A 24,090-nucleotide genomic window follows, 5' to 3' on the forward strand; every position below is an offset into this window, starting at 1 on the left:
CATGCGTAAGATTTTTATCTATATTATCATCTCTTTACTTTTGTTTATTCCTGTAGCGTATAGTGGTTTTTGGTATTTTTCTGCATGTAAGGTAAAAAATCTTTTAGCTGAAACAATACTATACATTAACGACGAAAAATTTGATATTTCACATGATTTTAGTGGATTTCCTTCTAACCTAATTTTCCGTGTGACAAACCCAAAATTTTCCAATGAGCAATTAACCATCTCATCTGATGCTTTATTGATAAAAAATAGATTGTTTGATAAATCAGTATATATCTACATACCAAGCAATGAAGTCAACATTGCTGTTCATGATGATGAGAAAAAGAATATAAAATGCCACACAAACGATAGCAGCCACTTTGTTGTTAGACTAAACGATTTACCATCTTCATTGCGATTCAACAAAAATAGTACCGTGATAGACTATATAGATACACTTCGTTACGAAGATTATGGATTAAAATGTGATGTTTTAGAAAATCAGCAAAGTGTTATAACTGAAGTGAATGATAAAAGCAATTACATTCAATTTCACCTCGATAAAGAACCAAGTGGAAATACTAAACTAGGATTTGATTTTTATACTTATCGGTATAAAAATACTGCAAGTCCTGAAAGTTACCTTAGTATCGACACTAAATTTGATTACGAATTTGTAAACCACATCTCAGCTTCCAGAATTAATTTCAACATAGAGAAATTTTTAATTCAAAGTAATAATTTTTCTCTTGCTGCAGATGGTGGAGTGCGAAATTATAATTTGGTTACGTCTTCATTTAAAGACAAAATCAACGTGGCTATATCAAATTATAAAGAATTAATCTCGTTTATGATTGGTGACTCAAAAACTTCAGATGCGTTTGAAAAATTAATGTCTTCCTTATCAGAAAAAACAACTGATGATGGCATTCAATTTTCAATAAAGTACGATGATGATGTAGGGTCAAGCTTTATTGGAAAGTTATCCACCACTGATTTTATGAACCAGCTCAGTAAAATAACCCAATTAACCAAGGATGAGAGCAGTAGTTAGTTTACTTTTCATATTGATATTCCACTCAGGCGTAAACGCTTTTACTCTGGATAATAAACTCAGAGATAAAAGCATGGAAAAACGAGCAACCAGTTTATTTGAAATAATAAGGTGTCCAATATGTTCTGGCGAATCATTGTCTGAATCTGGATCTCAGATCGCGTATGATATGCGAGAAGCAATTCGTAAAAAAATCAATGATGGATACACAGATGAAGAGATAATCTCAGAGTTAAAAAATTCTTACGGCAATTCAATTATAATCGTACCGCCTATAAAATCTAGCACTTACATTTTGTGGTTTATTCCACTTACAACTCTGCTTATTGGGTGTTTTTTAATACAAAGATACATCAATACAACCACTTAAACCTTTTATATATAGCTAAAGTGACTTAGGTTCTCTAATTGCACATAAGTCAACAATAATTTTCACACAAATCAAAACAGCATATCTTCTCCATAATCCTTGGTAATTTTACATAAGTTAAAAGTAGCATATGGTTCTCTCCGCGGTCTGAGATGACAATAAATTTGTCAAGCCGCATTATACTTGTTAGGCGGAAGTGGACGGCAACATGTTTATACCAATTCTCATTACTAGTGAATCAAATAAGCGGCATTGCAGAGTTTTTTAATTGTGGAGTGAGAAAGAGAGGTAATAAATTTGCACAAAGCGCTCTCAAGCAAAGCAATTGTGTCGTAGATTTTGTTACGCAAAATGTTCTGTTTTATATATAACCAAAACCTCTCAACAGGATTGAGGTCAGGTGAGTATGGTGGTAGGTATATAATGTCGATATTTTTAGGTACTTTTAAATTTTTTGACTTATGCCAACTAGCACAATCCATGATAAGAAATGCCTCCCTTGTTCCTAAATATTGTGACATCTGCTCAAGGAATATATTCATACAATCAGTATTGACGTTTGAGCTAGAACTTTCTCCATTTCTGGGATTAACTGCACTATAGAGATAAAAATTTTGCCTACCTAGTTTTACCTTAACCTGTGTCCTAATGCCTTTTTTAAACCACCCGTGTCCAATCTTTGAATGTGTGCCAAACCGCGATTCATCGAAGAAAAATAGCTCTTTTTCAGGATACATGACAATAGTTTCATTAAGATTTTTTTTTAAATTCCTCTTGTTTACTTTTATCTTGTCCGTTATGCACTGGTCTTGGTGTGATATATGAGAATTTCATTCTTTGCATATTACGGTGTACTGTAGATTTGCTGATATTCAAACCAAACTTTTCTTGAATTCTTATTTTCATTTCTTTTATAGTAATATTGGGGTTTTCCTCTATCCACACCTCAACTTGTTCACGTTGACTTTGATTCAATATAGTTTTTCTACGGCGTTGAGGCGGAGCAAATAATTTTTCTTCTCTGCCAAATTTTAGGTCATGCAGTAAGTGCCTTTCTTGAAATGCAGCATATCTTTGCTACGGCTGTTATACTGTGCTTTTTTGCTGCAATTACAGCATTTAGTTTTTTTGCAACATATGCGTTATTTCTTACTTTCTTCAGCATTTCTTTTGCTGATTCCACCACTTTTTCATCCAATAATTTTGATCTTAATGCCATTTAAACCTCGCTACTTTACTTACTTCAGTATGGCTTTTTTTCTATTATTGTCTATCCGTTACTTGTGTAGCAGGAATTGGTATAAGAAGTCTAATAGCAAATTTTTAAGTTCCTCTTTAACTCTTTAACCAGCGGGCTCGCATGAGGAGAGGAGAGTAAAGGTCCTCTTCCATAGATATCTTCACACTTTTTTCTTCTTCTGTAGTTGGCAGACGAGTAAGAAAGTGAATCTTTGGTGCGCCACTAATTATTGCCATTGGTGTTTGCTCCGCCCCTTCTCCCATAACTAAAACAGCAGACGTTGCCAGCGCATCAAGAAGATTGACTTGTGTTACTTGCAGTGGTTGATCATAAAGATCTGGCTTGCCTATATAGGAATAAAATGGTTCAAATCCACACCAACCAAGAGCAACGCCCGTAACCCCAAGGCGCATAGGTGTTATGTTACTATCTGTAATCAAAATACCAAGATGTTTTATGCAGTGTTTTGTCTTGAGATAGTTCCATATTGATAGAGCTGTTTTCTGAACATCCTTTGGGTATAAAATATACATTTCATTACCATTTGATTCATCAATACCAGCAGATGGAATTAAGATATTGTCTTTGATTGTTAAATAGATGCCGTAAGAATTATGGTCTACATCAACAATTGCATCAGCTTCTCTTTTGATTAGCTCTTCTTTAGAACAAGCAGTTTTGCAAACCACTTGTTTTTGACAAATAGAAATGATTTTTGATGTGATAGCAAGAACAACTTCCTCTCCTAGCAACTCTGAAACATAGCGATCAAGAACCTGCTCTAATACTTCCCCACATTCAATGCGGTGGGTATAAATTGCTTTAACATGCATATTAACGTATTAGCCTACATATAGTATAATCTTTCGTTTTGGTGAGAATAGTTTTATGCCATCCATCAAGAAGTGTTAAGTTGAAATATACATCACCTTTATAGGGTTTGTGAATTTCTGTTATGATAAATTCTGAGATTAGATCATACTCCAAAAAAAGATGCGCTATTTGTGCTCCACCAATCATGAAGACTTTAGAATTACTTTGGATTGACAAAAACTCTTGCATAGAAGAAATAATAGTGCATTTTACTCCTCTGTTAAAACAAGAATTTAATTTGTCACGAGAAAAAACAACAGGGATACGATCCTTTAATATGTTTTGAGACATAGTTTCAAATGTTTTTCTTCCCATAACAATAACTTGTTTGTCAGTCACCTGACGAAAATGATCTAACTCACTTGGATAATGCCAGGGCAATCCATTATTTATTCCAATTACCCCCTTGGGATCAACAGCCATAATTCCGATAACTATCATCCCTGTAAAGCAGCTTGAGCTACAAAGAATCGCATGTGATCACGCACATTATGCACTCGAAGGAAATCAACCTTGTTGTGCAATGCAGATGATAAAGCAATTGTTTCTAAATCTCGGTTAAAGACAGGTTCTGTAGAAAAAGAAGAAATAAATGACTTTCTAGAATGGCCAACCAGAACTTTGCAGCCAAAACTTTGCAATGCTTCTATATTGCATAAAAGCCAGATATTCTGATATAGAGATTTTCCAAAACCAATACCAGGATCAATAATTATCGAGCTTTGATCAAAACCTAGGGTAAGTAACCTGCTAATGCTCTTCTCTGCCCAATTATTTATGATATCAATTGGGTCAGTGTCGTCTGGAATAATGTTGTCTCTATGTGGTGGTATTGAAAGTGAATGCATAATAACGATGCTGCAACCATTACTAGCAACTGCTTTTAAGGTATTATCATCTAGATCTCCCTTCTGATTGTTTATCCAGGCAATGTTGTAGTGTTCCAAAACATTTAAAATAACGTCTGGCCAGAAACTATCAATGCTGACTTTAATATCACCAACTTTCATATACTGATTGAGATTATCAAGCACTGGTTTTAAGCGTGCATATTCTGCTTTTGGAGTTTGTATTGAGGAGCCAGGTCTTGTTGATTGAGCACCAAGATCAACTATACTTGCACCGTCTGATACCAGTTGCAGTGCTTGCTTGCTTGGTTGCTTGATCTGCATCATAATAAAGACCACCATCTGAAAATGAATCAGGAGTAATATTAACAATACCTACAAGCTCTGGTGAAAGCGTAAAACTCCTTAAAAAGCAATCCTTAATGTTAGGGTTAATAGTACCAAACGTTTTGTTAACTACTGCCATGGGACTCAGCATTGCCATCAAGTGAAGCAAAAATGGTCTGTTTATCAATTCTGGGTGAGGAATCTTAAGGTAGGATGTATCAAGTGTCAGGTTATCCCATAACAAAATATCCAAATCAATAACGCGAGGTGCCCATTTTTCATAGACCTGCGGGCGGCCAATGTCACACTCAATTTGTTTAAGGCCCTTTAACAGCTCTTCAGGAGAAGAAGAACAACTTCCATACACAACCATATTTAGAAATGGCCTGTCCCACCCAGGTGGAGCATCATTTGGTAAAATAGCCTTAGTTTCCAGAATAATTGAAGATTTTAAATTTTTAAAATAGCGTTCCTGCAGTAACTGAGCAGCCTTTTGTAAATGGGAAAAGCGATTCCCCATATTTGAGCCAATAGAAATGTAAATCATTCTTGCAACGCATTACGATAAGTAAAGAAAACACCTCCATGCACACTGGGGACAGGTGGTGCAACTTTGTGAATAGTTACGCCTATAGAAGAAATAATAAGCTTTTTTTGCATCACAAGGTTATTAATGGTCCTGTATATATCATGAGTTAAATGCTCGATTAAGTTGAATTGCTTGCTTTGAACGAGAGATTGAATACTCTGAACTACCTCCAAGTAGCATATAGTATCCTCAAGCCGGTCAGTTGTAAGTCCTAAAGGGGGGGATTTAAAGGTAAAATCAATATTAACACTAACTAATTGAGAATGATACTTCTCTTCTGCACTATAGCCTAAATGAACCCAAAGCCGTAAGTCAGATATAAGAAGATTACATGCAGACATTGCATTCCAACATCACTGAGTTTAAGCTACTTACAACTACTAACACACACTGGCATTTATCATCCCATCAAGAAAACCCCACAAGAGCTTTGTTCCCTTTTGAGCACCCTGCATAACTTTATCTTGCTCTTTTTCATCTAGATCTTCAATAAGATTTGCACACTCCTCAGAATGCCACTCATCAGCTTCCATATGAACCGTAAAAAATTGAAGAGAACACTCATCACTTATTGAATAGTGTTTTTTTAAACCTTCAATTTTAGACTTAGAAACCTCTGGAGTTTGACGTTCGTAAGCGTATAAGGCTCCAAGACCTGCCGCAAAACCTGATCTTACAATATCAAAGTAACCATCAACTAACTCCTGTGTCTCTTTAATCTGTGCACTTTCACGAAGATCAGATCGCGCAACGCCAAGCCCTTCAGCAAAACGTTGCCATAATTCTGGATAATTTTCATCACCTTGTTCCTCTTCTATTAAATTACCAAGTAAAACCTGTCGCATTTTTAGATCTGGGCACAAAAAATGTATACCACTGATGTAACGAGGAAACGCAGCAACGTGGTGATAATATTCTTTAGCATAGGTTTGTAAAGCTTGCAAGCTTAAGCTTCCTGTATTCCATGACTGGTAAAATGGATGATTTAGTAAGTGCAATTCATCTAACTTGTTATTTAGAGACTTAGTAAATTTCATTATTTCCTCCATTATATCAACATATAGTTCATATACTACAGCTTTCTCATTGTTACGATCATGCTAACAATGGTGGGATTGGTAGGACTCGAACCTACGGCCAATTCGTTATGAGCGAACTGCTCTAACCGACTGAGCTACAATCCCTTTTATCAATATTTATAATACACACAAAAGCAAATTTGTCTATTAGCTTATTTCACTATCAACCCAACTTGACAAATCATTTGTTGCACCAATTTTGCGTGCAATTTCCTTACCATCTTGAAATATGATTAAAGTGGGTATAGATTTCACTCCATACTTACTTGGCACTTCAGTCCCTTCATCTATGTCGAATTTGCAGATCTTAATCTTGCCTTTTCTGTCTTTAGCCAATTGTTCGATACGTGGCATTAGACTTTTACATGGCCCACACCATTCTGCCCAAAAGTCTATCAGAACAAACCCTTTATAGTCAGTGACTTCAGATTTGAAATTTTGATCATTTACCGATGTAATATCATCACTCATAAAATACCTAAATTTTTGTAAAATATAGCATATCTATTAGCAGTTAATCAACTAAATTCTTACCGCAGAGCTTGAAAAATTGCCCTAAAGTGTTTTGCACAAACAAAAAACTTCTATTACATCTGGTGGTTAAAGATATCCACGTTTTCCCAACCCATTAAGTCTAACTCAATACGAGTAGGAAGAAATTCAAAGCACTTTTGGGCCAATTCTTTTCTATTTTCACGTTCCAGCATTAAGTCTAGCTTTTCCTTTATCCTGTGGAGATACAAAACATCAGATGCAGCATAACTTTTTTGTTTGTCTGTTAAATTTTCATTTCCCCAATCAGAAGATTGCTGCTGCTTATTTAGTTTGGTATCAAGCAGCTCTAAGCACAACTCTTTTAAGCTATGATTATCTGTGTAAGTGCGAACTAAACGTGAAGCTATTTTTGTGCAATAGCACGGAAGTGCCCAAGTTTCCAAGTAATAACGTATTATGCTCACATCAAATCGCGCGAAGTGAAATATTTTAGTTATATTTTTATCCTCTAATATTTTTCTCAAATTTGGCGCTGTATAATCGTTCTTGAGTTGAACTAAGTGAGCGTTGCCATCATTAAAAGAGAGCTGCACAAGGCATAATCTATCTCTGCTATGAAGTAGCCCCATTGCCTCGGTATCAACAGCTATAGACCTTACATCATCTGGTATTGAACTAGCTGGCAAGTCGTCTTTATATAAAAATATTCCCATAAAGCTTTGTGGAATAATTAAAAACTTATGATAATCAAAAATAAGCCTTAAGTATACGAAAAGATCATAGAAGGAACCACACAAGTTTATGGGCTCTCACATTTTTCGTGTACACGGGGGTTTACAAATTGCTGTATATGCCTATAATTAAGTAAATTTAGGTTAATTTAATTGCGGGAGTAGCTCAGTTGGTAGAGCGCAACCTTGCCAAGGTTGAGGTCGAGGGTTCGAACCCCTTCTCCCGCTCTTTACTTTCAAAATCATTTCGTCAAAAATCCCTTGACAAACTCCGCTAGCCCCCTTATCATGAAACTGAAGCTATTGTATTTGCTTTCGCCAATCTGCAGATTAAAAGGTAAGGATTACTTAATGTATCGGCGTCTTATATTCAATTTTTTGCAGTATATAGATACTGTATGTCTTTACAAAACTTCATCTACATCTAGATTTTTATCTAAATAAGCTGAACGCGCTTATAAAGCGTTACAAGACATCAAAAAATGCCAATACTCGACAGAGATAGTAAAAGACTAGCTAACTCGGGGATTCTTTGTCTTTTTTCTGCTTAGTAAATTTCTTAAACATTTGCAGCGTAGGTTAGTTGCAATTAAAAGCAGCTAAATCTTGCTTGTCAAGCGTTTAAAACATAAAAAACGCCAATATTTTAAAGCAGATAATAACCCCAGGGCTTCTTTTGCCTTTTTTTTATTTGGTAAATTTCTTAATATTTATGGCTAAACGACAACCGTCATCCCGCTACGTGTTAGCGGGATCTATTGCCGAGATACCGCGAATGAATCGCGGTATGACGGTTCGTGGCGGCGTGACGATAAGCTCGTCATCCCGCTACGTGTTAGCGGCTAAGAGATACCGCGGCGGCTGTAAGTTAAAAATATGTTATAAAAGAAACAAGAGGGAACTACTCACTATAGGAATAGCGGGCGTGTGCGACCGACGCGGCGTTGACAACCGTTTATATCAAGGCTATCCCTCGATACGTTTGAATAGTTGCATGGGACATATGTATGCACCCGTTTACAATCTTAAATCAATAAACTATCGAGGTTATTAATATGGTTACATCTTATCAAAATTTTATTGGTATTGACATCGGAAAATTTAAAAATGTTATTGCGGTTCACACACAGAAGAGTGGTGTCGAATTTGATAATAATGCTTCTGGTTGGCAACAATTGTTTAAAAAGTTTTCAGATATCTTACCTAATTCTTTAGTAACTTTAGAAAATACAGGAAATTGGTTTATCGCATTTTCTTATTGACAAGAATATCGCTGTACATCGAGCTAATACCCGTAAAGTAAAAAGCTTCATCTTGTCACACGGAACTTTAGCAAAGTCCGATAAATCAGATGCAAGGGCTCTTGCTCAATATGCGTCATGGAACTCTCTCTCCCCACTTCTGAAAAACAATCAACCTTGGTTGCACTTTGTCAACGTCGTGATGACATTACGCAAATGAGAACTCAGGAAAAATGTAGACTGGAAGCACCTGAAAACAACCATATAAAAGAAAGTTGTCAAAAAACTATCGGATTCTTTAATAGTCAAATAGATGAACTCAATAATACTATACAAAAAATTATTGATGAAAGCCGTGAGTTACAACAACGTCAAAAAATCCTTAAAACAGTTCCTGGAAAAGTTATCTCAAGACTTTCTGTGTTTAATGCCAGAGCTTGGCTACTTAAACAGAAAAGAAGTAGCAAGTCTTGCTGGCGCATCCAAAAGAAAGTGGAAAAGCTATTGGTTATCGAAGAATAACAGGCGGTAGAAGCAATGTTCGTACTAACGGCTGCAATGGCTGCTCAAATCTGCACTTGGTGCATTTTATTCCAAGCTCATTGAAAGTGGTAAGAAGAAGATGGTAAGCTCTAATGCGTAAAATTATGGTTATTGCTAATGCCAGGCTTAAAGAAGCAGTTAATATGAATTAAAAAAATCTGCATAGGAAATAAGTTAACGAATATGTGCGTCCACACACACTTAAAGCACAAACCATAAAATCTAAGCAGTAACTGTTGTTTGATATAAAATTTTTCTATGATAAATTAGGGTGTTTATTGTCAAAAATGCATTTTCTAATTGAATAAAAATACAAAATTATAAACAAGAGTTGTAATAAAACTAAATTCAAAAAATTTAAAAAAAACATAGTTGATATGACGGTTCGTGGCGGTATAACGGTTCGCGGTGATCCCAGTGTCAGCTACTCGGATGACACCATTTACAACCACTCTCCTACCCTTTCTAGCTGTTTATAGCTGTTAAATCTCAGGAATTTATCAAAATATGGAGAGGCAATAAAGGGTGTGGAATTACTTAAATAATTAGATAAAAAACCAGGCAGATCATTTTTTAATTCTTGCATTTTGTATCTATAATTTTGTATAGAAATAACTTTTATTTTATCATAATCAAGTTTCCAATAAGCAAGTTCTGAGACTTCTCTTTTTGTTATATGTTCTACCGCTAAGGCTTGTAAAATTAATTGCAGAAAAAATCCCGACATTACTTCTTCATTGGAAGGTGGTGTACCAAGCTTATAGTCTATAATTGCCACTTGCCCACTTGGTAGATACTCAACTCTATCACATCTTGCTGTCAGTGAAATTTCTTGTGGCCTATTTGTCATCCCAGCAGTTTCATACTGATCACAAGAACCAGCATCACGCACTGGAATATGAAATATCGGACAGGAAAAGCTCTTTTCCAACTCAACATAGTTGCTTCGAGTTTCATCAAGTTCGACAAAAGATTGAATTACCCTCTGTAGTCTTATCCACCACATATTTGAAAAATTAAACTGACTAGTCGAGAATGTTTCTCGTGCAATGCTCATTGGCGACTTTTTGTTGCGTAAATATCTTGCAAGAATGTTGTGCACCATAGTGCCAAATTCCAACATCGATGGCTTAAAATTCAAGTCTCTTAATTGTTTAAGGCCCAGTATATATTCAACGTAAAATGAATAAGGATTACGAATTAGCTTTTCTATTGCACTGCAAGACATCACCTGCATTTTTTCTTTTCTAACTTCGGTTTGAGGTTTTGGCATAGGCTGAGTACATGGAACAGTACATTCAGGCGTATTTAATATCCTTAGCCAATCACGATAAGGATATTTTGACCCCTGTAACATAATTTCCAAACGCTGCAATAGAATTGGTTTTCTATGGCTTAGCGATCTTGTAATATAAACCTTACTTGCACAAAACAAATTGTGTAAAGTATAAAAAAAATACCCCTGCTCTTCTTGCGCAGAAGGAAGACTAAATTTTTCTCTCGTAAGTGCATTCAAAAGCGGACTTTGAAAGCTTGGCGCTTCATTAAACCCAGCGAGTATTACAACCTTGTTGTGATATAAGCTGAATTTATTTAAGTCATTTGCTACAGAGAAAAACTCTTTCTCTAAAAATAAGGTCAGAATTTGGTTATATAACTCTAAGGAGCACTTAATTTCTACACCCTCACATGCATTCAAGAAATTACAGGTGAAATTACCTATTTCACCATTTAGCTCTGAAAAATTTATACCAGATAGCATATTAACACACTGCAAATGAGTTGCCACCACATCAGAAATAGGGCAATTTATAATGTTAAGCAAAGGATTAAATACAACCTCTAACTTACTGATAATAAGTAATATATCTTCTTTATGTTTTAGCTTTTTATGGGCATTGATAGCATTTATAATATCGCTCAGGCCATTTGTACTAAAGTTGCGTAATACCTCTATTTCAAATTCAGATAAAATCCGAGTGTACTCTTCTTGAGTGTAACCAAAAGTCACTAGCCTATGTTTAAGGAGCGAAAGTAATGACACACTGCTCCAATTTGAGGTCAAAACTTCGATACTATAAAGCAGAAGCGTTATATAAGGGTAATTTTCCGGTATGGCACTGTGTTGCCTTGATAAACATGCTATACGAGCTGCAAGTAATTTATCAAAGACGACCAAAGAAATGTTTTCATAACCTTCATTTTCTATAATTAATGATGTCACTTGTGCTTCTTCCTCTCTGGAATCACAAGTGATGACTTCAATATTGCCAACATGTCCACTACTAACTTTGCTTAGATCGGCAGTTGTATCAAAGACATAGTTAGTTATTTCATTCTCTATAGTGTTCAAGCAGCTAACATCCCTTCTATCTACATTTAAATAATCGAGCAGATCTTTCAGACAATATTGATAGTGTTTTTTATCAAGCAATTTCCAGTCTTTCTCTTTAATTTTCAAATTCAGGTTAGGCAAAATTATTTTTCCAAATGGCAGGTCATATATAGCCTTAATTAACGACTTATCCTTTCCAATTCCAACAAAGATTATATATTGGTCTTTTTGTAAAGAGATTATCATATTGTTTATGTAATCACTCTTATGTTTTAATATATCTACTACTTCTAAACCTTTTAAAGTTTTACTCCAAGTCTCAGTGAGTAAGCTTATGAAATTCTCTATTTTTTTTGAATGCTCATTAAATTGATCATAATCCGTTGTTTGGGTAGATTGAATTTTATCAAGCAGTGATGGCAGGCTATAAGCTAAATCAACTGGGAAATTGTCGTTATTTTTTCTATTCCATTCCAATATGAATTGAATGAGTAGCAGCGTCCTTTTTATTGGACTTATAACTTTAACTCTATCAAGATTTAATATTAAATCTTCCTCATCAATGTTCTCTAGCGAAACTATCTCTGGCAAAATTATGCATTTTTCAGCGTTATAATTCTTGAATGCATTGAGTAACGCTATCACATCCCTCTTGCAAGGAAGTATGACCTTTATCTCGGGAATTTTTTCTCTTTCATATTCAGAAAATATGTGCTGAACCAGCACATCAAAAAGGGATTCATCCACATTAACGGTAAAAACTCTTCCCACTAACAGTAACAATTAATACAATATTTTATTGTATAGAAATTATTCAAAATATAAACGTGCTTGTATGCTATTATATATTAAAATTTTTTATAACATTACATGGCAAACATTAGAATAGAAGTTTTAAATAAATGCGAGCAAATTGGATGCAGATGGTTAGTCAACGTTTACTCGATTTACATACGCAAAGGATTACCATCCAAATTATATGAAGAAATTTGCGGGCTATTTTATAATAAAGTCATACAAGACTGCCGTTATTATTCCTACAATGAAAACCTTGAAGAAGTTCCGTATGATTTCATAGAACCACAAGCAAAGTGGGGCTTGGAAATAAGCTTCTTACCTGGCATGACCGATAATGTAGGCAACACAGCGAAACAAATTGTTAGAGAATATTTAATAAACAAGGACTACATTGATGAAAATGTTTGTATAAAAGCAAGAAGTTCAAAATTGATTCTAAGTCAAGCAACTGAAGATGATATAAAGCAAGAATTCAACCCTATCACTGAGTATTGCACGCTTGTTTATAAAGAAAACGGCAATTACTATTGGAGGCATTACGGTAAGTTAAAAGGCGTCATCCCAGTGCTTGACTACTTGGATCCAGAAAATTTCAAGCAATTGTATAATGAAAACTGGATTCCAGTGTCAAGCACTGGAATGACAGAGGGGGAAACAGGAATGACAAAAGAGAGCACTGGAGTGATATCAAGTAGTAATGGGGCTAAGTCTGTTAACCTAAATGTAAGTGACCAAGAACTTGAGAAAATCAGCAGAGATGGAATCGATGGTAATGGCACTTTAGGGCTCTCTCTGGCAGCAATGAAAGCTATAAAGGATTACTTTAAAAAACTTAATAGAAATCCATATGATATTGAACTTGAGTCTCTGGCACAGACTTGGTCTGAACATTGTAAGCACAATATCTTTTGCTCTCCCATTGATGAAATAAAAGATGGCCTATACGCACATTATATCAAGCGTGCAACGCGTGAGATAAATTCTGACATATGTGTGTCAGTTTTCTCTGACAACGCAGGAGGAATAATTTTTGATGACGATTACTTGATTGTAGATAAAGTTGAAACCCACAATAGCCCTTCAGCTCTTGATCCATTTGGTGGAGCAATGACCGGAGTGCTTGGAGTTAATCGTGATGTAGTTGGTTTCGGGAAAGGCGCGGAGCCTATAATGAATACCTATTACTTTTGCTTTGCCAAAGAAGCAAAAGGCAAATTTTATAGGGATAAAGAGCGCACTGATGAGATCTTACCGCCAAAATATATAATGAAAAAAGTGATCCATGGTGTTAATGTTGCTGGTAATTGCTCTGGTATTCCAACACAACTTGGATCGGTATATTTTGACGATAGATTTTGTGGCAAGCCGCTGGTTTTTGTTGGCAGTGTCGGAATTATTCCGCGCAACATAAATAACGCACCTTCACACATTAAAGGACCAAAAAATGGCGATAAAATCGTAATTATTGGTGGAAGAGTTGGAAGGGACGGAATTCACGGCGCAACGTTTTCCTCAGAGGCTTTGTCGGGAAACAGCCCTTCAACAATTGTGCAAATTGGTGACCCCATAACACAAAAAAAACTATCCAATGCCGTCATAAAAGCAAGAGATCTTGGTCTTTATAATGCAATAACGGATAACGGAGCAGGTGGTCTATCATCGTCTATTGGTGAAATGGGAAAAGACGGATTTGAAGTTGATTTGAGCAAGGTTCTCCTTAAAAACGATGGTATGGCTTCGTGGGAAATATGGATATCAGAATCACAAGAGAGAATGACCTTAGCAGTGCCAGAAGAAAATCTTCCTATGTTTAAGCAAATTATGAAAAAACATGATGTGGAGGTTTGTGTGATTGGAGAGTTCAATGAGAGTGGTAAAGCTGTTGTTAAATGTCCTGAAGGGAAAGTAATAATGGACATCGAAACTGAATTTCTGCATGACGGTAATCCTAAAATGCATTTACAGACAAAGCCGTGGACTGGAGAGTGGATAGCTACTTGCATGACACCAGACCGAGCTTCTGAGCTCCCACTTAGTTCAATAGATGTTGAACTAAAAGAAATGCTGAGCAGACCAAACATATGCAGTAAAGAGTTCATAGTGGTGCAATATGACCATGAGGTTCAAGGGTCGTCAGTGCTGAAACCACTGCAGGGCAAGGGAAGAGTGTGCAGTGAAGCTATTGTTTCAAGGCCAATCCTTTCTTCAAATAAAGGTGTTGTAAAATCGCAAGGGTTTGGCTCGAGTTATGGGGAAATTGACACTTACCATATGGCAGCATGTGCGATCGACACTGCCATACGTAACTATGTAGCCGCAGGAGGAAATATAGACCATCTAGCGTTGCTCGATAACTTTTGCTGGTGTGACGCTTATAATCCAGAAAGGCTATGGCAGCTAAAGAGAGCTGCAGAGGCTTGTTATGATTACGCAACCGCATTTAAAGCACCATTCATATCCGGAAAAGATAGTATGTTTAACGACTTTAAGGGATATGATGAAAATGGCGAGAAAGTGATGATATCTGCACCACCTTCATTACTCATTTCAGCAATTGGAATTATAGAAAATATTGAAAATGCGGTATCGCTTGATGTGAAAATGCCGGGAGACTTAATATACGTGCTTGGAGAAACACTTGATGAACTTGGTAGATCTGAATATCAGTTATATAGTGGAATAGGTAATAACAACGTACCAAAAGTTGATGCAAAGAGCGCTAGGAAGTTGTATGAGCGTTACAACCAAGCAATAAAAGATGGCATAATTGCCTCTGCAATTGCACCAAACTTAGGCGGATTAGTTATTACTCTGGCAAAATCGCTAATTGCAGGAGACCTTGGTGCTGAAATCGATCTTTCACTAGTGCCAATAGGAAAAATACAAAATACAGACATAATAAACAAGATAATAATGTTTTCTGAATCGCAAAGTAGAATTTTGGTTACTATTGCACCACAAAATCAGAAGAGGTTTGAAGAATTGTTTGAAGGTGCAGTTTATTCATGTATTGGCAAAGTAACAGAGAAAAAGGTGCTAAACATAAAGGATGTTTTAAAAGTAGATCTGAAAGATGTGGCATGCTAATATAAAATATTTTTCTTATTATGCTAAATAACTCTTTTACTATATGTAATGTTTATTTAGAATGAATGTATGTTATTAATTTTGGGTAGGTAATTATGTCTATTTTATCGATACTCCTGTTTATCAGTCTTTCTTTACTCAACACTTCAAATAAATTGATGATATGTGCTGCCTTATTTGTGGGAGCTGCTTTAGTTGTAAATTCAATGGTTGAATTTTATGGCAGAAGCAAAGCTACGTACAACTTAATAGTGTGTATAGCGCTATGTTGTGTTTTTAAATGGCAAAGTTTTAATTTGATGATATTGATTTCATATACTGCAATTTTAGTATCTCTTCTCTCAAGCATAATTATTTTTGAAAAATTGAAGTCCAAGTTGAATTTTCATATGGCAAATTTCATTACTTTAATTATAGCATCAGTGGTTGATAGTGCCGTTGTATGTGTTGGATTACTATACAAATTTTCTGCAGGTAAATGCTTATCAATATACATTAGAGATTTAATTTTTAAGTTTTCTTATGTGTCAGTATTGAGCATCTGCTTGTTTGTAGGAATGTATTTATTTTGCTTGGCGAACAAGAAGTATTTTAAGATTTCCACATAACCTGTTTTCTGATATAGCTAAACTGACTTTGGGTCCTGGGGGTGTATTTGGTGGTCCTAATACGTAACAACAGTTTAGAATTTATAGGTAGCCTAAACCCACAACTGTACAAACACTATGATTTGAGCCTATCAGGGGGGTGTCATTCCAGTGCCCAGACACTGGAATCCAGAAAAAAGAATGGTGTCATCCCAGTGCTTGACACATAGCTGTACGAACATTCATTTTTGAAGGTAAATTGCACAGCAAATGGTGTCATTCCAGTCTGGAATCCAGAAATTTTGCTTATAACTGAGCTGATGAGCTAAAGGTAGTTGTCTTACGCTAAAACAAACGTTTTTAATTAAGTTGCATAGAACCAGTGTCTGGGCACTGGCCCACTGGTGGGAATTGCTCCTAAACTACAACGTTCGTACAGCTATGTGCTTGACACTGGGATGACATCATAGGGGCAATGGCCTACTTAACCGTCATACCGTCGCGGTATCTCAGCCGCTAACAAGTAGCGGAATGACGATTTATCAAACGCTGCTTAATTCTCCGTAACAGTTGAAAAAATCAATAGAAAATCAATATATCACTATAAATTCACGTATTTTGAGGCTATAATGGTTAATACGCTATATGGTATAATATGGACGATTTTATCAGAGTTAAGGGCGCAAGGGAACATAATCTGCAAGGTGTAGACGTCAATATACCGAAAAATAAGCTAGTTGTTATAACTGGGCTAAGTGGTTCTGGCAAGTCTAGCCTTGCATTTGATACGATTTATGCAGAAGGCCAACGCCGGTACGTTGAAAGCCTGTCAGCTTACGCGCGTCAATTTCTCAACATTCAGGATAAACCAGATGTTGAGTCGATTACAGGTCTCTCTCCTGCAATATCTATCAACCAGAAATCGATCTCAAAAAATCCAAGGTCAACAGTTGGAACTGTTACCGAAATTTACGATTACTTGCGCTTAGTATATGCACGAATAGGAGTTCCTTATTCACCTGCAACTGGATTACCAATAACAAAACAAACGGTGTCTCAAATTGTAGATACTATAATTGCGTTACCTTTAGAAACTAAGATATATATACTTGCCCCTGTTGTGCGTGGTAGAAAGGGAGAACATCTTAAAGAGATATTGGAAATTAAAAGACAAGGTTACGTAAGGTTCAAAATAGATGGTGAAGTGTACAATGTAGATGACTTGCCTAAACTCGATAAGAACAAGAAACACGACATTTTTGTGGTTGCAGATAGAATATCAATATTGGGCGATATAGGAAATCGACTGCCAAGTAGTATAGAATCCGCACTAAAACTTGGTAATGGTCTAATGTATGTAGAAATAGTAAACCTACCTGACAACCATCACTCCGAGTATAAAAATGGTCAAATTCTGACTTTTTCAGAGAATTTTGCATGCCCCGAGTCTGGTTTCACTCTTGAGGAAATAGAACCAAGATTATTTTCTTTTAACAGCCCTTACGGTGCATGTGGTTCGTGTAATGGGCTTGGTAAAAAGCTGGCTATTGATGTGAAGCTGATAGTGCCAGATGAAACTCTTTCAATATCTGAAGGCGCTTTAAAGCCAGTGGGATCAATGTTCCGTCAAGTGCACACAGGTTATGGATTTTTAAAAAGTGCAATTCTATCACTGGCTGAAAATTGTAAATTTAGCCTTGATGTTCCGTGGAAGAACATAGATCAAGAAGTAAAAGATATGATACTCTTTGGCTTCGGTAAATTTCAAGGTTTGGTCAGTATCTTAGAAAACCAGATGGATTATGATGAAACGCTTGTTGAGCGATATTGCTCTGTTACTCACTGCAGAGAATGCACTGGCTATAGATTGAGAAAAGAAGCGCTTACAGTAAAAATTGATAGCAAACATATAGGTGAAATATCAGGGCTTAGTATCGATGAATCCCTTAAGTGGTTTGAAAATTTGCCAGACAAGCTCACAGAACAACAGAAGCAAATCTCAAATAAAATACTAAGTGAAATAATCAAGAGGCTAACATTTTTAAAGAATGTAGGGTTGAATTACCTAACGCTTGATCGAGAATCTAGCACTCTCTCTGGCGGCGAGAGTCAGAGGATCAGACTTGCTTCGCAAATTGGCTCAGGATTAACGGGGGTTTTATATGTTCTTGATGAACCCTCGATTGGCCTTCATCAATGTGATAATGATCGGTTAATTGCCACACTAAAAAACTTAAGAGACATGGGTAACACTGTAATCGTTGTTGAGCATGATGAAGATACAATAATGGCTGCTGATTATGCGATTGATATTGGTCCTGGAGCTGGCGTAAATGGTGGAAAAGTTGTTGCAGAAGGAACACCAGACCAGGTGCAAAGAAATTCGGGGAGCATAACAGGGCAATATTTGAGTGGAGAGAAAAAAATTTTAATTCCAAGGAGAAGAAAGCAAGCAACTCAGTTCATAAAAGTAATAAATGCATGTGAAAATAACTTAAAAAATGTGAACGTTAAATTTCCTATAGGGAATCTTATTTGTGTTACTGGAATATCAGGAGGGGGAAAATCAAGTTTAGTCATAGAAACGTTATATAAATATTCAGCACATAAGATACATCATTCGTCTGCAAGGTATGGTCAGTGTGATAGAATAGAAGGCCTTGAATATATAGATAAAGTTATAGAAGTTGATCAGTCGCCAATTGGTAGAACTCCTGCGTCAAATCCAGCAACATATGTTGGTATGTTCACTCATATAAGAAATTGGTTTGCAGGTCTTTCGGAGTCAAAAGCAAGGGGATATAATATAGGCCGGTTTTCATTTAATACCAGAGGGGGAAGGTGTGAGGCTTGTAAAGGTGATGGGCACTTAAAGATAGAGATGCATTTTCTACCGGACGTTTATGTGAAGTGTGAGCAATGTAAAGGGCGAAGGTATAATCGGGAAACATTGGAAGTTACTTATAAAGAAAAATCAATCTCTGATGTGCTTGATATGACGATAGATCAAGCTTGTGTTTTTTTTGAAAACCTTCCAATGGTAAAAGAAAAGTTGGTTTCTTTGCAGGAAGTGGGACTTGGCTATATAAAACTCGGACAGTCGTCAACAACGTTGTCTGGGGGGGAAGCACAACGAATAAAGCTATCTAAAGAGCTATCAAAACGATTTACCGGAAGAACATTGTATATTCTTGATGAACCAACAACTGGATTACACTTTGAAGATATAAATAACTTACTAAAAATACTCCATAGATTAGTCGATCTGGGAAACACTGTTATAGTTATCGAGCACAATTTGTACGTTATAAAAACTGCAGATTATATAATAGACATCGGACCAGAGGGCGGAATAAAAGGCGGAGAAGTGATTGCTACTGGAACTCCAGAAGAAGTGGTAAAAATTCCAGAAAGTGTTACAGGCAGGTATCTTAAAACATATTTATTATAAACTATTTCTTAATCATTATTGACTATGTTGCATATTTATGATTTGGAGAGGGTAATGTCAGTATATCGATACTTTAAAAGGTACGTTGAATATGGAGTTGTACCTGCTAAGAGAGCAGAAGATTGCACACTAGTTCCAGAAAGTAGTTTCTATAAGTCCGTACATTACGTTGATAATGTGCTAGGACCTGTGAAAGATGTAATTTGTGGAGTTGAGAGTAAAGATGATTATAACAAGTATTATAAAAACAATGATAATTGTGAATACGTGGGTTACAGAGCAGAGAAAGTGTATTCATTGTGTGCACTGAGTGCTATTTTAGCAGCCAACATAATATTGCAACCTTTATTTTTGATAGTGGCATGTTTGTCATACTTTCCAGTCAAGTTATTGTCAAAAATAACAGGGGACTATTGTTTTAAAACGGATACAAAATCATTCGTTAATTATTCAAACATATTTTTAGAAATGAGGCAAGATTGTGCTAATGCAGTAGCTAGAGTATTTAACAAGATTGTAAGTTATGCTTGCGCTGCTATCATTTGGGCTGCCGCGTCAATCATAACGCCACTTGTGTGGGCTTGTGACAAAGTGCAAAGTAAGTTGAGTGAAGTACAGAAGCCAGAAAAACATCAATTTTTATCTAAGGATAATTCAAAGACTACTTCAGTCAATGGTATACCACAAACTGAGTTATAAGTTCTGCTTTTCAGCAGCATGAACTATATTGAAATGGAATAAAAAGTGAAAGAGTGTAAGCTTAAGTTACTTTAGCTATACTATATAAATTATTTTATAATATATTTAATGAGTTGTGAACCTTCTCTTACTAAAAAAAGCTACAAATCTCATATTTCCAAGCGTATGCGTAAGTTGCGAATGTATCATTGATGAAAATCTTAATCTGTGTAGTGAATGCAACAAAAAAATCAATTTTCTAACTAAGCATTACTGCAATGTTTGTGGCGTAGTAATCTCAGACAATATTTATACGTGTGGTAAGTGCATCATCAATCCTCCACCGTTTAAAGTATTAAGATCAGTTTTTGCTTATGATCAACATAGTAAAAACATGATTATAAATTTCAAATTTTTTGATAATTTGAATTACGTAAAAATCTATGCAAAGTGGATACACCAAGCTAATCAGGATACGTTTCAGAACGCAGAGGTCGTAATTCCTATACCGTTACATAAAATGCGTTTGTTTAAACGTAAATATAATCAAGCAGCACTGCTTGCAAAAGAGTTGACTAAGTTATCCAATTTATCCTATACGCCATTTGCAATAAAACGTCCTCGCCATACTATCCCTCAGGCTGGTCTTTCACTTAAGCAGCGTGAAAAAAATTTAAAGAAGGCTTTTAGCATAAGCAACAAGAAAATTATCGAAAATAAAATCGTGATATTAGTTGACGACGTAGTAACAACTGGAGCAACTGTAAGGTCCTGCTCTCAAGAAATTTTAAATTCTGGTGCAAGAGAAGTGAGAGTGCTATCGCTTGCAAGAACGGTAGCATGTTAAAACGTGATTTTTAATAACCTCAACATCACTGAATTCAAAAGTTTGGCCGCTCACGATTTGGTATCCTTCATGCCCCTTTCCTGCAACTAGCAGAATCATACCCTCATTATAGGCAATATCTACTCCTTTCTCTATAGCTTCTCTTCTATCTTCTATCTCTAGCGCATCAGGGCAATGTAGTAAAATACCACGACGAATTTCTGCAGGATTCTCATCACGCGGATTGTCATCCGTGATTATCACTTTGTCTGCATATATTTGTGCTACTTTACCCATTTCTGCGCGTTTTGTTTGATCACGATTGCCACCGCATCCAAAAACTAGAACTATTTTTTTATTGAAGTGCCATTTTAAAGACAATAGGGCTTGTTTAAGCGCACTTGGAGTATGAGCGTAATCCACGAATGCAAAAGGTTTCACTTTCTCCATTCTTCCTGACGGGAAAATGAGTTTATCCACACATATTTCTCTGTAATTTAATCCAGATATACCAATTGCACATAGCAGATTATATGCTTGAAATTTTCCTAAAACTGGGAAAAATGTATTGTAAATTTGGTTATCAACTTTTACTGTAAGGTATTGACCACTTGGAGTTGGTATTTGCTCTAATAAAGTAATATCAGAGCCTTTTTTTCCATAAGTCACAACTTTATTACTGCGTTTTTCAGCTATTTTAAGCAATGCGCCGTATTCATCTATATCCGCATTTAAAATCGCTGTTTTTCCTTCTGGTAATACTTCGTAAAATAACCTTTTTTTAGTTTCTAAATATCCACCAAGACTTTTATGGTAATCTAAATGATCTTGCGAGAAATTAGTAAAAGCTGCAGCACTCAACTTTAATCCATGGATTCTGTATTGATCAATCCCATGACTTGATGATTCCAACACTAAGTGTTCTACACTTATACCACGCAATGTTGCGTAAAGGTCTTCTGCACCTGGAGTGGTAAGGCTGTTGCTATTACCTTTTCTGCCATTATTGATGCATGTTCCAAGTGTTCCAATAGACGCAGCATTATAGCCAGAGTTTTGCCAGATCTGGCGGCAAAATTCTACTACTGAAGTCTTGCCATTTGTGCCTGTTACAGCAGCAACATATTTTGGCTGTTTGAATTGATAAAACCTGCTGACTATTTCGCTGTATATTTCTTGAGGGTTTGGGTGGAAGATACAGATTCCAGCATCACGCGTTGGAATGATACCAAGGCTTGAAGCTTCTGTTATGCAATCACTTGCAATTATCGCTTTAGCTCCACAAGATAATATCTGATCTATGTAAATCCTATCCCTTTCTGACACACAAACAAAAAGATAACCTTCCTTGATTTTCTTGGGATTACATGTGACGCCTTTGATTTCAATATCAAAGTTAACATCAATAATGTTATGCAGTAATTCTCTCAGTTTCATGTCCTACTTCATCGTTTTGAAAGTCTAAACATGGTAACCTTTTTAGTGCGTCATTAAGGTCAAAGATTAAATCTTCAGGATCTTCCAGTCCACAAAATATCCGTATAAAACTTCCACCATAATCTGAATTCATTACAGATCTTGACATAGATCTACGATCTATTGGTAATATCAAACTGTCGCACCCTCCCCAAGAAGCACCGATACCAAAAATTTTCATGTGATCAACCATGCAGCTTAGTTCTTCACATGAATATTCTCTACCCAATACTATACTGAATACGCCGCTTGCTCCTTTAAAGTAACTTTTCCATAATTCGTGTTGAGGATGGGAGGGAAGTGCTGGATATAAAACCTTTCTAACTTTTTGCTGTGCTTCTAGCCACTTTGCCACTTCCATTGCTGTATTTTGGTACTTTTTCATACGTGTGTGCAGTGTTCTTAGTCCCCTATGTGCAAGATAACAGTCGTGCGATTGAATGGTTACTCCATAATTTTTATAGCTCTCATAAAGCAATTTAAAAATTTCACCTTCAGCAATCATAGTCCCCATCAATAAATCTGAGTGACCGGCTAGATACTTTGTTACCGCATATAGTGCAACATCAATTCCATAATCAAGCGGCTTAAATAACAAAGGAGTGGCCCATGAATTGTCGCAAACGGTTACGATTCCACGTTCTTTAGCAACTTTTACTATATGCTCTATATTCGAAATCTCAAACGTTACAGAACCAGGAGTCTCGATCATTATCAATGAAGTATTACTCTGAATTAAATCAGTTATATCCTGTGTTGGATCATAAAAAGTTACTTCTATTCCCCTGTTTGGTAACTCATTTTCGGCAAATCTCTTGAGTCGGTAATAACTGTTATCCTGAATTAAAACATGAGAACCTGCTTTAGTGAAAGTCAAAATAGCAAAAGTAAGTGCAAATAGTCCGGAAGGAAAAATAAGCGCTTGTCCACTCCCTTCAATTTCAGCCAATGCATTTGAAAAATAATGAACAGTGGGAGTACCAACATTACTATAGCTGTAATCTCTTGCAACATCATCGTTGATTACATCGTATATACTTTCTCCATTTGCTGCATTTAAGTAGTCCTTGTAAGTAGGGAATAATATGGTAGAAGAATGATAAACTGGCGGGTTCATAGAACCTTTATAGTCCTTAAATTTTCTTCCTGCTTTAACTAATAAAGACTCTTCCTTCACATTTTTATTATTTATTTTTTAAATTGTACTCGTTTTGCGTATACAAGTGAAGAGAAATTGCATGTATTAGCTCTATCTCACTCTTTAATAATTCATAGATCAATTTATGCCTTTTGAGAGTGTTCATTCCGATAAAGCTGTCAGATATCAATATTAGCTTGATATGTGAAGGTAGTGTTGAAGATGAAGCAAAATAATGATCAGCATGCTTTGCTGATTCATCGATAATGTTGATATCAATTACATCTATCGAATCGTGTATCTTTTCTTCTATCGTTTTAATAATATCCATAATGG

Annotated in this window: 17 protein-coding genes, 2 tRNA genes and 3 pseudogenes; 9 read left to right on the forward strand and 13 right to left on the reverse strand. The window is 35.9% G+C overall.

The window, feature by feature from the left end:
- The first annotated feature begins 1 nt into the window (after window position 1).
- Entirely contained in the window at window positions 2–1,042 is a 1,041-nt protein-coding gene (locus WHA_RS04070; RefSeq protein WP_015589262.1) for a hypothetical protein, read from the forward strand.
- On the forward strand, window positions 1,026–1,412 hold the full coding sequence (locus WHA_RS04075) for a cytochrome c-type biogenesis protein (RefSeq protein WP_015589263.1): 387 nt from the start codon (window positions 1,026–1,028) through the stop codon (window positions 1,410–1,412). The genes WHA_RS04070 and WHA_RS04075 overlap by 17 nt, the downstream gene beginning before the upstream one ends.
- A 230-nt stretch (window positions 1,413–1,642) precedes the next feature.
- On the opposite strand, the pseudogene WHA_RS06520 reads toward WHA_RS04075, so the two are convergent.
- From WHA_RS06520 to WHA_RS04125, 9 genes and pseudogenes are all read right to left on the reverse strand, one after another.
- Window positions 1,643–2,631: pseudogene (locus tag WHA_RS06520) on the reverse strand (IS630 family transposase).
- 116 nt (window positions 2,632–2,747) lie between these two features.
- Window positions 2,748–3,485 carry a putative folate metabolism gamma-glutamate ligase gene (locus WHA_RS04090; protein WP_015589264.1) on the reverse strand — a complete coding sequence of 246 codons (738 nt, stop codon included), beginning with the start codon at window positions 3,483–3,485 and terminating at the stop codon, window positions 2,748–2,750.
- Window position 3,486: 1 nt separating this feature from the next.
- Window positions 3,487–3,966: a dihydrofolate reductase gene (locus tag WHA_RS04095; RefSeq protein ID WP_015589265.1), complete on the reverse strand. Its 480-nt coding sequence runs from the start codon at window positions 3,964–3,966 to the stop codon at window positions 3,487–3,489.
- Window positions 3,963–5,247 (reverse strand): annotated as a pseudogene (folP, locus tag WHA_RS07300) (dihydropteroate synthase). Before folP ends, WHA_RS04095 begins: the two are co-directional and overlap by 4 nt.
- A complete protein-coding gene (locus tag WHA_RS04105) occupies window positions 5,244–5,630 on the reverse strand; it encodes a dihydroneopterin aldolase (RefSeq protein WP_007548841.1) in 387 nt (128 codons plus the stop codon). Before WHA_RS04105 ends, folP begins: the two are co-directional and overlap by 4 nt.
- A 39-nt stretch (window positions 5,631–5,669) precedes the next feature.
- The gene (locus tag WHA_RS04110; protein ID WP_015589268.1) at window positions 5,670–6,326 is read right to left on the reverse strand and encodes a CADD family putative folate metabolism protein; all 657 of its coding nucleotides are present in this window, start codon (window positions 6,324–6,326) and stop codon (window positions 5,670–5,672) included.
- Between the two features lie 70 nt (window positions 6,327–6,396).
- Window positions 6,397–6,473: transfer RNA gene (locus WHA_RS04115), tRNA-Ile, on the reverse strand.
- Between the two features lie 42 nt (window positions 6,474–6,515).
- The gene (trxA, locus tag WHA_RS04120; protein ID WP_015589269.1) at window positions 6,516–6,839 is read right to left on the reverse strand and encodes a thioredoxin; all 324 of its coding nucleotides are present in this window, start codon (window positions 6,837–6,839) and stop codon (window positions 6,516–6,518) included.
- A 116-nt stretch (window positions 6,840–6,955) separates the two neighbouring features.
- Entirely contained in the window at window positions 6,956–7,576 is a 621-nt protein-coding gene (locus WHA_RS04125; protein WP_015589270.1) for a ribonuclease D, read from the reverse strand.
- A 173-nt stretch (window positions 7,577–7,749) separates the two neighbouring features.
- Here WHA_RS04125 and WHA_RS04130 point away from each other — a divergent pair.
- A tRNA-Gly gene (locus WHA_RS04130) sits at window positions 7,750–7,822 on the forward strand.
- An 827-nt stretch (window positions 7,823–8,649) separates the two neighbouring features.
- A pseudogene (locus tag WHA_RS04135) lies at window positions 8,650–9,530 on the forward strand (IS110 family transposase).
- A gap of 290 nt (window positions 9,531–9,820) precedes the next feature.
- Here WHA_RS04135 and WHA_RS04140 read toward each other — a convergent pair.
- Window positions 9,821–12,484: a PD-(D/E)XK nuclease family protein gene (locus tag WHA_RS04140; protein WP_015589271.1), complete on the reverse strand. Its 2,664-nt coding sequence runs from the start codon at window positions 12,482–12,484 to the stop codon at window positions 9,821–9,823.
- Between the two features lie 99 nt (window positions 12,485–12,583).
- Here WHA_RS04140 and WHA_RS04145 point away from each other — a divergent pair, with 99 nt between their 5' ends.
- The 5 genes from WHA_RS04145 (at window position 12,584) to WHA_RS07305 (ending at window position 21,161) form a co-directional block, all read left to right on the forward strand.
- A complete protein-coding gene (locus tag WHA_RS04145) occupies window positions 12,584–15,598 on the forward strand; it encodes an AIR synthase-related protein (protein WP_015589272.1) in 3,015 nt (1,004 codons plus the stop codon).
- A gap of 95 nt (window positions 15,599–15,693) precedes the next feature.
- The gene (locus tag WHA_RS04150) at window positions 15,694–16,206 is read left to right on the forward strand and encodes a hypothetical protein (RefSeq protein ID WP_015589273.1); all 513 of its coding nucleotides are present in this window, start codon (window positions 15,694–15,696) and stop codon (window positions 16,204–16,206) included.
- 634 nt (window positions 16,207–16,840) lie between these two features.
- Window positions 16,841–19,636: an excinuclease ABC subunit UvrA gene (uvrA, locus tag WHA_RS04155; RefSeq protein ID WP_015589274.1), complete on the forward strand. Its 2,796-nt coding sequence runs from the start codon at window positions 16,841–16,843 to the stop codon at window positions 19,634–19,636.
- Between the two features lie 54 nt (window positions 19,637–19,690).
- Window positions 19,691–20,335 carry a hypothetical protein gene (locus WHA_RS04160; RefSeq protein ID WP_015589275.1) on the forward strand — a complete coding sequence of 215 codons (645 nt, stop codon included), beginning with the start codon at window positions 19,691–19,693 and terminating at the stop codon, window positions 20,333–20,335.
- 115 nt (window positions 20,336–20,450) lie between these two features.
- Window positions 20,451–21,161: a ComF family protein gene (locus tag WHA_RS07305; RefSeq protein WP_015589276.1), complete on the forward strand. Its 711-nt coding sequence runs from the start codon at window positions 20,451–20,453 to the stop codon at window positions 21,159–21,161.
- Here the strand turns inward: WHA_RS07305 and WHA_RS04170 are convergent.
- The 3 genes from WHA_RS04170 to WHA_RS04180 are packed head-to-tail and all read right to left on the reverse strand — an operon-like array spanning window position 21,132 to window position 24,085.
- The gene (locus tag WHA_RS04170) at window positions 21,132–22,577 is read right to left on the reverse strand and encodes a Mur ligase family protein (RefSeq protein WP_015589277.1); all 1,446 of its coding nucleotides are present in this window, start codon (window positions 22,575–22,577) and stop codon (window positions 21,132–21,134) included. The two genes, WHA_RS07305 and WHA_RS04170, sit on opposite strands and share 30 nt — an antisense overlap.
- Window positions 22,552–23,793, reverse strand: coding sequence for a cystathionine beta-lyase (gene metC, locus WHA_RS04175; protein WP_012673299.1), 1,242 nt, complete (start codon window positions 23,791–23,793; stop codon window positions 22,552–22,554). Before metC ends, WHA_RS04170 begins: the two co-directional genes overlap by 26 nt.
- Window positions 23,794–23,800: 7 nt before the next feature.
- Window positions 23,801–24,085, reverse strand: coding sequence for a BolA family protein (locus tag WHA_RS04180; RefSeq protein WP_007549117.1), 285 nt, complete (start codon window positions 24,083–24,085; stop codon window positions 23,801–23,803).
- Window positions 24,086–24,090 lie beyond the last annotated feature (5 nt).

Source organism: Wolbachia endosymbiont of Drosophila simulans wHa (assembly GCF_000376605.1).
Classification (GTDB): Bacteria; Pseudomonadota; Alphaproteobacteria; order Rickettsiales; family Anaplasmataceae; genus Wolbachia; species Wolbachia pipientis.